At 45.2% G+C, this 13,230-nt stretch carries 13 protein-coding genes; 8 read left to right on the forward strand and 5 right to left on the reverse strand.

The window, feature by feature from the left end:
• Positions 1–45: 45 nt before the first annotated feature.
• Entirely contained in the window at positions 46–1,455 is a 1,410-nt protein-coding gene (locus ACRRSX_RS18215; RefSeq protein WP_432451793.1) for an alanine/glycine:cation symporter family protein, read from the reverse strand.
• Positions 1,456–1,761: 306 nt separating this feature from the next.
• Here ACRRSX_RS18215 and ACRRSX_RS18220 point away from each other — a divergent pair, with 306 nt between their 5' ends.
• From ACRRSX_RS18220 to ACRRSX_RS18250, 7 genes are all read left to right on the forward strand, one after another.
• Positions 1,762–1,929 (forward strand): DUF3545 family protein, encoded by a 168-nt coding sequence (locus ACRRSX_RS18220; protein ID WP_432451792.1) that lies wholly within the window; start codon positions 1,762–1,764, stop codon positions 1,927–1,929.
• A 325-nt stretch (positions 1,930–2,254) separates the two neighbouring features.
• Positions 2,255–2,674 (forward strand): D-ribose pyranase, encoded by a 420-nt coding sequence (gene rbsD, locus ACRRSX_RS18225; protein WP_432451791.1) that lies wholly within the window; start codon positions 2,255–2,257, stop codon positions 2,672–2,674.
• A 25-nt stretch (positions 2,675–2,699) separates the two neighbouring features.
• On the forward strand, positions 2,700–4,205 hold the full coding sequence (gene rbsA, locus ACRRSX_RS18230; protein ID WP_432451790.1) for a ribose ABC transporter ATP-binding protein RbsA: 1,506 nt from the start codon (positions 2,700–2,702) through the stop codon (positions 4,203–4,205).
• Positions 4,202–5,188 (forward strand): ribose ABC transporter permease, encoded by a 987-nt coding sequence (gene rbsC, locus ACRRSX_RS18235; protein WP_432451789.1) that lies wholly within the window; start codon positions 4,202–4,204, stop codon positions 5,186–5,188. The genes rbsA and rbsC overlap by 4 nt, the downstream gene beginning before the upstream one ends.
• Positions 5,189–5,220: 32 nt before the next feature.
• Entirely contained in the window at positions 5,221–6,096 is an 876-nt protein-coding gene (gene rbsB, locus ACRRSX_RS18240; RefSeq protein WP_432451788.1) for a ribose ABC transporter substrate-binding protein RbsB, read from the forward strand.
• Positions 6,097–6,195: 99 nt separating this feature from the next.
• Positions 6,196–7,134 (forward strand): ribokinase, encoded by a 939-nt coding sequence (gene rbsK, locus ACRRSX_RS18245; RefSeq protein WP_432451787.1) that lies wholly within the window; start codon positions 6,196–6,198, stop codon positions 7,132–7,134.
• 31 nt (positions 7,135–7,165) lie between these two features.
• Positions 7,166–8,173: a substrate-binding domain-containing protein gene (locus ACRRSX_RS18250; protein WP_432451786.1), complete on the forward strand. Its 1,008-nt coding sequence runs from the start codon at positions 7,166–7,168 to the stop codon at positions 8,171–8,173.
• A gap of 45 nt (positions 8,174–8,218) precedes the next feature.
• On the opposite strand, the gene ACRRSX_RS18255 is transcribed toward ACRRSX_RS18250, so the two are convergent.
• The gene (locus tag ACRRSX_RS18255) at positions 8,219–8,791 is read right to left on the reverse strand and encodes a hemerythrin domain-containing protein (RefSeq protein ID WP_432451785.1); all 573 of its coding nucleotides are present in this window, start codon (positions 8,789–8,791) and stop codon (positions 8,219–8,221) included.
• A gap of 414 nt (positions 8,792–9,205) precedes the next feature.
• Here ACRRSX_RS18255 and grcA point away from each other — a divergent pair, with 414 nt between their 5' ends.
• Positions 9,206–9,586, forward strand: coding sequence for an autonomous glycyl radical cofactor GrcA (gene grcA, locus ACRRSX_RS18260; protein ID WP_432460100.1), 381 nt, complete (start codon positions 9,206–9,208; stop codon positions 9,584–9,586).
• 70 nt (positions 9,587–9,656) lie between these two features.
• On the opposite strand, the gene tesB is transcribed toward grcA, so the two are convergent.
• The 3 genes from tesB to thrB form a co-directional block, all read right to left on the reverse strand.
• Positions 9,657–10,517: an acyl-CoA thioesterase II gene (gene tesB, locus ACRRSX_RS18265; RefSeq protein ID WP_432451783.1), complete on the reverse strand. Its 861-nt coding sequence runs from the start codon at positions 10,515–10,517 to the stop codon at positions 9,657–9,659.
• 472 nt (positions 10,518–10,989) lie between these two features.
• Entirely contained in the window at positions 10,990–12,267 is a 1,278-nt protein-coding gene (gene thrC / locus ACRRSX_RS18270) for a threonine synthase (RefSeq protein WP_432451782.1), read from the reverse strand.
• Positions 12,264–13,229 carry a homoserine kinase gene (gene thrB, locus ACRRSX_RS18275; protein WP_432451781.1) on the reverse strand — a complete coding sequence of 322 codons (966 nt, stop codon included), beginning with the start codon at positions 13,227–13,229 and terminating at the stop codon, positions 12,264–12,266. Before thrB ends, thrC begins: the two co-directional genes overlap by 4 nt.
• Position 13,230 lies beyond the last annotated feature (1 nt).

The raw sequence follows: 13,230 nt of genomic DNA on the forward strand, positions 1-13,230 counted from the left end.
AAAGCCTCGAAAGATTCGAGGCTTTTTTTTATTAATTGAATACAATTATGATTGCGGATTCGACCAAATTTCTGGATCAATTTGTTTTTGCAATTCTGGATGGTCCTTACTATCAAAGCAAGGAAGCTTACCCGCATCTAGTTGACGGTTATAATCTTTTGCCAGCTTAACCACAACGCCCGACAACATCAGGATCGCCACGAGGTTAACAATTGCCATCAGTCCCATGGATACATCGGCCAGGTTCCAAATAATATCAATTTTAACCACCGCACCAAACATCACCATCGCCAACACCAATAGACGAAAGATCCACAAACCAGCTTTATGATTATGCTCAAGAAAAATCAGGTTAGTCTCTGCGTAAGAATAATTCCCGACAATTGAAGTGAAAGCAAAAAAGATGATCGCAACACCAACAAAATAGCTCCCCCAAGCACCAACTTGACTACTAAGCGCTTGTTGAGTGAGCGCAATCCCGCCACCCGCAAGAGACTCATTATAACTCAGCAAAATAATCGCCGCAGTGGCAGTGCAAATGACAATAGTATCGATAAATACCCCCAACATTTGCACATACCCCTGGGAAGCCGGATGCGGAGGATAAGGCGTCGCGGTTGCAGCCGCATTCGGTGCGCTGCCCATACCCGCTTCGTTGGAAAACAATCCTCGTTTGATACCATTCATCATTGCGGCAGCGAAAGCACCAGCTCCCGCCTCTTCAAAACCAAAGGCCGAGCGGAAAATAAGACTAAACACCTCAGGCATCTTATCGATGTTGATTACCACAACCACCAAGGCAACTAAAACGTAGGCTAAAGCCATCACGGGCACCACCAGTTCCGCGAATCGAGCAACACTGCGGATCCCGCCAAAAATGATCAAGGCTGCCGCAGCCACTAATACTAGGCCCACCAATACCTTATCGAATCCAAAAGCTTCATTGAGGGCGGAAGCGATAGAATTGGCTTGCACCGCATTAAAAACCAAACCAAAGGCAACTATCAGGCAGATGGCAAAAACCACGCCCATCCAGCGTTTACCTAAGCCTTGTTCCATGTAATAAGATGGACCACCACGAAAGTTACCATCGCTATCTTTAACTTTATACAACTGCGCAAGGCTACTCTCTGCAAAACTAGTCGCCATGCCCAGGAAAGCAATTAACCACATCCAAAATACCGCGCCCGGGCCACCCAGTGTGATAGCCACGGCAACCCCAGCGAGGTTACCAGTGCCGACTCGCGCCGCTAAACTCGTACATAAGGCCTGAAAAGAAGAAATACCACTAGCATCGCCCTTACGGCTAGACTTCATCACTGAGAACATGTGGCCAAAATGTCTAATTTGAATGAACCCAGTTCTAATCGTAAATAACACCCCTGAGCCAACCAATATATAAATTAGTAGATTTCCCCAAAGTACATCATTCATCCAGTTTATAACTTCATTCATACCTATTATTCACCTCTTTTTTGGACGTTGATGTCATACCTTCAACATACTTTTGCGGAGGCGAAGTTTAGAGAGGCACCAATAACCATGCTTTGATATATAACAAAAACAAGATAAAAAAGCGCATATATATAAATAAAAGGCATTAACGCTATAAAATAACCACTTTAATCCTACAAAATAGCTATATGTTTTGCGATTTATAGTCAAAAAAATGCAGCTCAGAAACTTTTTTGTAACATTGGTATTTTACTTTCATTGAACCTGTGGTACTTATTAACTGCAACAACATACAAGGAGATAACCATGGATAGGCTAGACTTGGATACTGTTGAAACCAGCAAGGCTTCTCGCAGCTCAAACAAAAAGCGCAAATGGCGAGAAATTGAGGCAATAAAAGATAAAATCCGCTTACAGAAGGAACTACAGTCAATCGACCATAGTTTCGATCTTCATACCGAATACGAATATTAATCTGTGACGAAATACGAATATGACAGGAAACCCGGTTAAGCCGGGTTTTTATTATATTCGCAAGAGCCCCCCTTCAACGGAAGGGAGAAATCATCGAAGACTCATCCTCTGCGGTACAAAAGTTAAACTATTTGTCAATTTTTACGACTCACCTAATCTCGCCTACAAAAAAAGCGTGAGCTAAGCCCCAAGAACTGCAAACGACACATGCAAATTATAATAATTAGCGCTAAATTCTTCATCGAAACGTTTGCGCAAACGTTTCGATGAAGAGTAAATCTAAATAAAAATCGTTCCCTAATCACTGACAGAGATGATAACTATCATGAAAAAAGCACCCCTACTCAATGCTGAACTGTCTTACATTATCGCCAAATTGGGCCATCAAGATCAGCTCTGTATCGGCGACGCTGGCCTACCAATCCCCGACAGCTGCCAACGCCTTGATCTCGCATTAACTAAAGGCATTCCTAGCTTTATTGACACCGTTAAAGCGGTACTTGGTGAAATGCAAATTGAAGCCGTGACTCTCGCCGAAGAAACCTTGAGCCATAGCCCACAGTTGCATGCACAGTTGCTCCAGCTAATCCAACAACAAGAGCAATTATCGGGTCAGTCAATCCGCCTTAATTTGCTAAGTCATGAGACTTTTAAACAACAAACAGCAAGTGCAAACGCCGTCGTCAGAACTGGCGAATTCACCCCTTACGCCAATGTTATTTTCCACGCAGGCGTGGTGTTTTAGCCCTTTATCCGAATCTGGAGCTTTCATGACTCAGCCGATCCTAGAACTCAACAATATCGAAAAGAGCTTTCCTGGCGTGAAAGCCTTAGATGGCGCTAGCTTGCGTGTTTATCCCGGTAAGGTAATGGCCTTATTAGGTGAGAACGGTGCAGGAAAATCCACCTTAATGAAGGTGCTCACCGGTATTTATAGCCTCGATAGCGGGAAGATTAACTATCAAAATAAACCAGTCAGTTTTGATGGCCCTCGCGCATCGCAAAGCGCAGGTATTAGTATCATTCATCAGGAGCTCAACCTGATCCCTGAGCTAAGTATTGCCGAGAATATCTTTTTAGGTAGAGAACCTACTTATGTCTTTGGCGGAATCAATTGGCCACTCATGTATCAACAAGCCGACCGACTATTGGCTCGTCTCAAAATTCAACACAGCGCCAAGCAATTGCTGGGTTCGATTAGTTTAGGTGAACAACAAATGGTCGAAATCGCCAAGGCGCTGTCCTTTGAATCCAAGGTGATCATCATGGATGAGCCCACCGATGCACTCACCGACACCGAAACCGAAGCTTTATTTGCCGTGATCAAAGAGCTCCGAAACCAGGGCTGCGGCATTGTTTATATTTCCCACCGTTTAAAAGAAATATTTGAGATTTGCGATGACATTACGGTGCTGCGTGACGGCAAATTTATAGGTCAACGCAGCATTGACGATATCGACGAAGATAGCATGATTGAAATGATGGTGGGGCGTCGTCTTGATGAGCAATTCCCTCGTATCAACCACCAGCATGGCAATACCTGCCTTGAACTAAAAGACTTAAGTGGCTCCGGCATACGTCAAGTCAGTTTCCACTTAAATAAAGGCGAAATTCTCGGTATCTCTGGTTTGATGGGCGCAGGTCGAACTGAATTGATGAAGGTGATCTATGGTGCCCTCAACCGTGATTCTGGTGAAGTCTATTTAGAAGGAAAAGCCATTCACCCTTGCAGCCCACAAGAAGGCTTGGCCTTAGGCATCGCTTACATCTCGGAAGACCGTAAAAAAGAAGGCTTAGTTTTGGGGCTATCGGTCAAAGAAAACATGTCTCTATCTTGCCTGAAACAACTTTCTAATGGGCCACAATTGAAGCATGGCGATGAAATTATCGCCGTCGAAGACTTTATCACGCTGTTCAATATCAAAACCCCCAGCCGTGAACAAATCATCGGTAATTTATCAGGCGGCAACCAACAGAAAGTAGCGATAGCAAAAGGCTTGATGACCCGTCCAAAAATCCTGATTTTAGACGAACCCACCCGCGGCGTAGACGTCGGCGCCAAAAAAGAGATCTACCAATTAATCAATCAATTTAAGGCTGAAGGCATGAGCATTATTTTAGTGTCTTCAGAAATGCCTGAAGTACTGGGCATGAGTGACCGAATATTGGTGATGCACGAAGGCACCATAAGCGGTGAATTTAGCGCCGAACAAGCCGATCAAGAGACACTAATGGCCTGCGCTGTTGGTAAAAAAATTAATGAGGACGCAGCATGAACAGCAAAGCCCTAGCGAAACAAAGCCCCCAAGCCCAAACACCAAGCATATTTAGTAAGCATTGGTTAATTGAGCAAAAATCGTTGATTGCGCTGATTTTACTCATCGTCGTCGTTTCAATACTAAATCCCAATTTTTTTACCCTAGATAACCTCCTTAATATTCTGCGGCAAACCTCTGTTAACGCCATTATTGCGGTTGGCATGACACTAGTGATTTTAACCGCAGGGATTGACTTAAGTGTCGGCTCTATCTTGGCCCTCTGTGGAGCCTTTGCCGCCTCAATGATTGGCTTGGAAATCCCCGTTTACATCGCGGTGCCAGCCGCACTGTTAGCGGGAACAGCTTTAGGTGCGGTGAGTGGACTGATTATTGCGAAAGGGAAGGTTCAAGCTTTCATCGCAACCTTAGTCACCATGACTTTACTACGCGGTGTGACCATGGTGTACACCGATGGCCGCCCCATCTCTACAGGCTTTACCGACGTTGCCGATAGCTTCGCATGGTTCGGTACTGGTTATATGCTGGGGATCCCTGTGCCTATTTGGTTAATGGCATTGGTATTTGCTGCGGTTTGGTACCTACTAAATCACACCCGCTTTGGTCGCTATGTGTATGCACTCGGTGGCAACGAGGCGGCGACTCGCCTTTCTGGAATCAATGTAGATCGCGTAAAAATTGGTGTTTACGCCATTTGTGGACTGCTTGCAGCCTTAGCTGGCTTGATCGTCACCTCTCGGCTCTCCTCGGCTCAACCAACCGCAGGAATGGGCTACGAGTTAGACGCAATCGCCGCCGTGGTATTAGGTGGAACCAGTTTAATGGGTGGGAAAGGACGGATTATGGGTACCCTTATTGGCGCCTTAATCATTGGTTTTTTAAACAATGCCTTAAATTTATTAGACGTATCTTCGTACTTCCAAATGATCGCCAAAGCATCGGTGATTTTATTGGCAGTCATGGTAGACAACAAAAACAAATAATAGATAGAACCTCAACTACAAGGAACATCGTTATGAACAAGCTCACGACATTACTTTCTATGGCTGTACTTGGTACTGCGATCAGCACCACCGCCGCCGCCGATACTCTCGCGATGGTGGTATCAACCCTAAATAATCCATTTTTCGTATCGATGAAAGATGGTGCTGAGGCAAAGGCTAAACAACTCGGTTACGATCTGTTGGTCTTAGATTCACAGAATGACCCAAGCCGCGAGCTTTCCAACGTGGAAGACTTAACAGTACGTGGTGTAAAAGCAATTCTGATCAACCCAACTGACTCCGATGCGGTCTCAAACGCAATCCGCATCGCCAATCACGCCAAAATTCCAGTATTAACGCTCGATCGCGGTGCTAGCCGTGGCGATGTGGTCAGCCATATCGCTTCAGACAATGTCGCGGGCGGAAAAATGGCAGGTGAATTTATAGTGCAGCAGGCTGGCGCAACTGCAAAAGTAATTCAGTTAGAAGGGATCGCAGGAACCTCCGCGGCACGCGAGCGTGGCCAAGGCTTTATGCAAGCGGTCGAGAGCAGCAAAATGCAGTTACTCGGTAGCCAACCTGCTGACTTTGATCGCACCAAAGGGCTGAACGTGATGGAAAATATGCTTGCTGCAAATCCTGATGTTAAGGCTGTATTTGCGCAAAACGATGAAATGGCGTTAGGCGCTTTGCGTGCGGTACAAGCCTCAGGCAAAAAAGTACTAATCGTTGGTTTTGATGGCACCGACGACGGTATTGCTGCAGTAAAACGCGGTTTGATGGCAGCAACGATTGCCCAACAGCCTGAAAAAATTGGAGCCCTAGGGATTGAGACTGCTGATAGAATGTTAAAAGGTGAAACGGTAGAGAAATACATTCCAGTCCCTTTAAAAGTGGTCACAAAATAAGCCTAAAGAAGCACTTTACTTACAGCTAAATAATCAACCGGAACTGAGCAGAACAAGCTTCCAGCTCAGTTCCATAAGTAGCAATCATCGAGGTAACAAATGAGCAAATTGGTTGTATTAGGCAGTGTCAATGCTGACCATGTATTACAGGTGAATAGTTTTCCTCAACCAGGTGAAACCTTGCAAGGTAGCGGCTACCAAGTGGTTGCGGGCGGTAAAGGCGCAAACCAAGCCGTCGCAGCCGCACGCCTAGGGGCCGATATTGCCTTTATCGCCTGCATTGGAGACGACGCCTTTGGCCAGCAAAGCCGTATCAATTTTGCCAAAGACGGAATCAATACCGAAGCGGTAATGGAAATCAGTCTCTGCCCTACTGGCATTGCTATGATTTTAGTTGCAGCAACTGGCGAAAATAGTATAGCCATCTCCGCCGAGGCAAATGCTCAGCTAACGCCACAACGCTTAGCCGCTCACACCTCGTTAATTGAGCAAGCCGATACCTTATTGATGCAATTGGAAAGCCCTATCGAAACGGTGACCGCTGCGGCTCAATTAGCAAAACAGCACCAAACCCGAGTCGTACTCAACCCAGCCCCAGCAAGGGCACTTGATGATGACTTATTGGCTCTGATTGATATGATCACCCCCAATGAGACCGAGGCCGAAGCGCTCACTGGGATCAAAGTGGTGAACGCCAGCAGCGCTGCTCAAGCCGCTCAAGCTTTACACCTAAAAGGCATCCCATGGGTATTGATCACGATGGGCAGTCAGGGGGCATGGGTCAGCCATCAAGGTGAAGGCAGGCTAGTTGCAGGCTATACAGTCAAGGCGCTAGATACCACGGCAGCAGGAGATACTTTTAATGGCGCCTTGGTCACCGCTTTATTAGAACAACAGCCAGCAGAATCTGCGATACGTTTCGCACATGCCGCTGCAGCACTCTCGGTCACGAAATTTGGAGCCCAACCTTCAATTCCTGATCGACAACAGGTTTTTGAGTTTATTGCACAGCAAGATTCTGCGACTATAGGTAATTAATAGTCTGATTAATCAGGAGAATTTAATCGCCATGGCGACCATAAAAGATGTAGCGAAACATGCTGGAGTCTCTACTTCAACGGTAAGCCATGTATTAAATAAAACCCGTTATGTAAGCGAAGATATCATTCTTAGAGTGATGACTGCAGTCGATCAATTGCACTATGCACCATCGGCTCTGGCTCGCAGCTTAAAGGTACAACACACCAAAACCTTCGGCATGTTGGTCACGACATCTACCAACCCCTTTTTCGGTGAAGTGGTTAAAGGCGTGGAGCGCAGCTGTTACCAACACGGCTACAATCTAATTTTGTGTAATACCGAAGGTGACCAGGAGCGGATGAAATCAAACCTGGACGCCTTACTACAAAAACGGGTAGACGGACTACTACTCATGTGCGGCGAACTAGAAAACCCCGAATTCGATTTATTTAGCCGCCATCAACCAGTCCCAACGGTGGTGATGGACTGGGGTCCAGTCAACTTCCCCAGCGACAAAATCCAAGATAATTCACTGCAAGGTGGTCAATTAGCCACCCAACATCTAATTAGCCAGGGCCATCGTCAAATTGGCTGCATTACTGGGCCTCTCGACAAACAAACTGCGCAACAACGCTACGCAGGATTTTTGCGAGCGATGGAACAGGCGAAGCTACCAGTAAATCCAGCTTGGGTCGCCTCTGGTAACTTCGAATGCGAGGGCGGCGAGCAGGCATTTCGAACTATTCATGCGAATGCTCCCCTGCCAAGTGCGTTATTCGTATCTAATGACATGATGGCCATGGGGGTGATTAATACCGCTAGCAAGCTCGGTATTAAGGTTCCTGAGCAACTCTCGCTGATCGGTTATGATGACATTAAATTAGCCAAATACATTACTCCCTCACTCACCACGATTCATCAACCCAAACACCGCTTAGGGCAGCAGGCCGTCGATAGCCTACTAAGAAAAATAGAGTATCCCGGTCAACCAAACCAAATTATCCAGTTAGAGCCAAGCTTAGTGATCCGTGACAGCGTTCTGACTTATTCTGCCTAATTGAGGCTAAAAACCAGCTTCTTAGCGGGTTGATTCAAATCGATTCTAAACCGAATCGCCTGAGCTTTCCTCATGCGGTTCCGAGAGCTTAATCCGCTCAGCTAAAGCTTTATATTGCTCTTGCACTCGATGACCAAATAAAGGATCTTCGAAATTACCATGTTGCCAGCTTTGCTCTATCGCCCGCCAATCATCTTCCGTTAAATGTCTTTTTAAGGCCGGGAAGATCACCTCTTCTTCATAATTCAAGTGATCCCATTGGGCTTTAATAAATGCTTCTAATTTGTCGCTAAATTGATCCAGAGGAACCACCGCGTCCAATAAAATAATATCAATAATATCGCTGAGCTCGGCGGTCATCTCCAGTAAGTCGAGATGTTGCTGCTTTAGTTGCCCAGACAAGTCATCTTCGACAACTCGATACTTGGTATAATAATCGTAAATCAGATCTTCTTTAGGATGATGGCAACGGTCAGCGTACTCTTGCATATAACTAATAATATGAGCAATTAATTTATATTTAACTGCTTTTTCGTTACGAATATGCTCCAGTTTCTGCTCCAACACTTTTAACAACTTGGCGATATTCTGATGGTCTTGATGAAGACTTTGTAACATTGCTGCTCCTTAGCTAACCGCACTCTTAGATTCAGTATAAGGTACTTATTATTTTTAGATTATTGCGCTAGATCGTCTATTAGACCGATTGCCTCTTTGCCTAGTTCACAAATTTTACAATCCCTGTTCAAGGCTTCGCAAAACGAGCGTTGAACAATCAATATGACTTATTGTTCAACAAACACCCACCCCTTGTACAGCATTTAGTCAAGAATGTTCGGTTGCAAGCATAATTACCAAGCTAACGGTTTGCACTGAGTCAACAAACACCGCAAAAAAAATTAAAAAAAACCCTTTTTTGATTAAGGTCAATTGTAGTATAGTTTCAGCAAGTGGCGATAATGATTCAAGTAATGGCTCAGGCATCGCTATATGCTGTAATAAAATTACACTTTTAAGCTAATGAGGTATGTTATGACCACAGGTATTCAAATCACTAAAGCAAACAATCAAGCCCTACTTGGTTCTTTTTGGCTGTTAGATAACGAACAAAATCAAGCGCGCTGCCTTTGTGTTAAAGATGAACTTTTTGCAGAAGATGAAGTCGTCGCCATCGATACATTGGGTCAGATCGAATATCGCGAAGTACCGATGAAAGCACAGGCACTGGAAGAAGGTGGTCAACACCTTAACGTGAATGTACTACGTCGCGAAACGTTAGAAGATGCCGTGAAGCACCCCGAAAAATATCCACAGTTAACCATTCGTGTTTCTGGTTATGCAGTACGTTTCAACTCGCTAACCACTGAACAACAACAAGATGTTATCACTCGGACTTTCACTGAGTCGCTATAACACGCAGTCTGCAAAAACAAAAAAAGCATGCTTTAGCATGCTTTTTTATTACATGAGATCCAACCTAGCTCTAACGACGCTCGCGTACCAAACCTTCTTGAATGGTAGAAGCCACTAGCTTACCCTCTCGGGTATAAAACTGTCCTCGAACTAAACCCCTACCCTGAGATGCTACCGGGCTATCAACCACATATAACAACCAATCATCTAAGCGAAAATCGTGATGAAACCACATACTGTGATCAATCGTTGCGGCTTGTATTTCCGGTTCAATAAAAGAGCGGCCATGGGGCTGCAAGGCGGTCGGTAAGAAGTTAAAATCTGAAGCGTAGGCCAGCAGATAACGATGAATACGACTATCATCGGGCATTTGACCATTCGCCTTAAACCATACACAGCGTTTTGCAGCTCGTTTTTCTGGTAATAAAGGGTTAACAAACTCGACCGGACGCATTTCTAAAGGTTTATCACAAATAAATTTGTCGCGCACCGCATCGGGCAGCATCTCTCGTAACTGAAATGCATACTCTTGTTCAGAGAGTAGATCTTCTGGAGCGGGAACCTCTGGCATCGCATCCTGATGCTCAAAACCAGCAGACACCTCTTGGAAAGAAGCCGTCATGTAAAAAATTGGCTTGCCAAATTGAATCGCTTTGATTCGGCGAGTAGACACACTGCGTCCATCACGAATGCTTTCAATATCATATACAATCCGGTGATTCGGATCGCCTGGCCTTAAAAAATAAGAGTGAAATGAATGCACCTGGCGATTTTCGGCTACCGTTTCTTTGGCTGCCGACAATGCCTGTCCCATCACTTGCCCACCAAACACTGCACCAAAACCTAAATCTTGGCTTTGGCCACGAAATAGTCCTTCTTCTATGCGCTCTAAGCTCAAAAGTTCGAGCAGATCTTTTAACACTTTACTCATAATAATCGTAATTTTTGAGGTCAATCGGTGCAATATGCGCGAGAAGTTTGCAAAGATCAACTCAGCCAAAGCGAATAACAGTTAATGTTAAAAACGTAAATAAAGTATCCCGAGACAGATTGTTGGGACGAGCGTCGATGATGTGAGCAGACCTGAAAATAACGGTAGACAGTGCGCTCGGTAAACTTGAAAGCCTCAGCTTGGTCAATTTTGATTCTCGCTTGAAACTCTTAACCAAGAGAAAAACCATATAGACTAGAGATTTAAGTGATTAACGATAACCAGCCCTTTAAGTAAGATAAATAAAAATGTGCGTAAATTGATGAAGATTTCGTTTGCTTTGCTCAGCTTTATTACTGTTTCAATAACGAAACGCACTCCAAAACGACCACTTGCATAGCAGCCTCCCAAACACAAAAAAAAGCAATGGGTTTCACACCCACTGCTTTTTTTAACGAAGCCGAAAATTAAATTATAAGCTCAGTAATAAAGCTCTTAATTGTGCGAAATCTGCAGGCATCTGCTTCGACAGTAAATCTAGATCCGCACGATCGGCAAGCGGTTTAGGAATATCGATTTTGCGCTGCAAGATCTCTTCGACACTTTCCTTAAATTTAGCCGGGTGAGCGGTACACAGAAATAAACCTTGTTCGCCATCCATCAGCTGTTCGCTCAATTGCTGATAAGCGATTGCGCCATGCGGCTCACATAAATAGCCCTGTGCATCCAAAGCTTTAAGCGCCTCCGCAGTCTGTTCATCGGTCATCACCCCCTTGGCTAGGTCACTTAAAGACCAACCTTGAGTTTTAAACAGCTCTTCAACGCGTGGCCAGTTATTGGGCTGGCTCACATCCATCGCATTGGAAAGCGTAGCCTGAGTCGGCTTAGGCTCCCATTGACCAGAAGCAAGATAACGAGGCACCGTATCATTCACATTAGTCGCGGCAATAAAACGCTTAATCGGCAAGCCCATAGCTTTGGCGATTAAACCTGCGGTGAGGTTACCAAAGTTACCTGAAGGCACCGAAACCACCAGCTGTTGCCGCTCTGCTTTACTTAACTGTGCGGCCGCTTCAAAGTAGTAACACACTTGCGCAGCCAACCGGCTAATGTTGATCGAATTCGCCGAATTCAAACCAATCGCAGTTTTTAGCGACTGATCATCAAAGGCCTGTTTCACCATCGCCTGGCAGGCGTCAAAGTCCGACTCAACCGCCACCGTAGTAATATTGCCACCAAGGGTACAGAACAACTTTTCTTGCAATGGGCTGATTTTTCCTTTGGGGTAAAGCACCACCACATTGATATTTTCCATACCGTAAAATGCGTGTGCCACCGCCGCCCCTGTATCCCCCGAAGTTGCGGTTAAAATGGTGGTTTTTTTACCTTCGGAGAACTTGGCCAAACACTGCGCCATAAAACGTCCACCAAAGTCTTTAAAGGCCAAAGTCGGTCCGTGAAATAACTCTAATGCACTGATCTGCTCGGTCACTTTTGCCAAAGGTGCTGGAAAAATAAAGGCTTTAGTGACCATTTCCAATAGGCTTTGTTCAGACAATTCGTTATCGAGTAACGCAGCCAATAGCTTGGCACAACGAGGATGAAAATCGAGTTCAAGCAAACTATCGATATCATCAAAGTGAGGAATCGCTTCAGGGAAGAATAACCCTTGTTGTTTACCTAAACCTTGTTTTACCGCTTGGGTAAAACTAACCTGCTCGTCGTTACATTTTAAGTTGTATAAATTCATAGCGATGTTCCTGTTACTCGAGTGCCTTGTTCATCAATTTTACAGATATGGCAAAATCCATCTTGATTTTGAATAAAATGTTGCTCTAACCAGTCTTTTAGACGCTGCGCCTGTTCCAGCACTGGCGTGACCACAAATACCGTCGGACCTGACCCAGAAATACCACTCGCCAATGCACCACTTTGTGCAGCATAGCTGCGAACGTCAGTAAAACCAGGGATCAATTCAGCCCGATAAGGTTCAGCAATCACTTTGTCTTTTAGCAAAGACGCAGCAAGTTCAGGCTGTTTGCTGTAACTGGCATGAACAAACCCTGCAAGATTTCGCCCGTATTCCAAGGTATCTTGGCGACGATACTGGGCGGGTAGAATCGCCCGAGCTTGGGCAGTGGAAATATTAATGCCTGGATAGGCGACAATCCAATACCAATCCTCAAAATGTGGTATCGCTTGGCTGGTTGCTCCAGCTTGTTGCAGCATCAATTGCATCCCACCGAGATAGCATGGTGCCACATTATCATAATGCACACTGCCACTAATTTGCCCTTCGAGCTCCCCCATCATGAGTAGCATTTGCTCTTTATCGAATGGGAAGTCTAAATAGGCATTCAAGCCTTCTAAGGCTGCGACCACCGAACAAGCGCTCGAGCCTAAACCACTGCCAATAGGCAAGTTCTTTTCCAAGGTCATTTTAACGCACCCTAGCACTTGCCCATGATGCGCTAACAACTGCTGAGCAAAATAATGGTAGCAGTCATAGAGAATATTTTGTTTCGGGTCAGCGGGTAGCTTATGCGCGTAAGGCCCTACATTCTCGATCAACACATCAGCGCCATCGGCCGCCTCAATTTGTACTCGGTCGCCCAATAATTGTCCATCTATCGGTGATAGGGCCGCGCCTAGAGAATCAAAACCAACACTCACATTAGCCGTTGAAGCGGGTGCGTAAACCACAATACTCATG

The organism is Agarivorans sp. QJM3NY_30 (assembly GCF_050870855.2).
In the GTDB taxonomy this organism is placed as follows: Bacteria; Pseudomonadota; Gammaproteobacteria; order Enterobacterales; family Celerinatantimonadaceae; genus Agarivorans.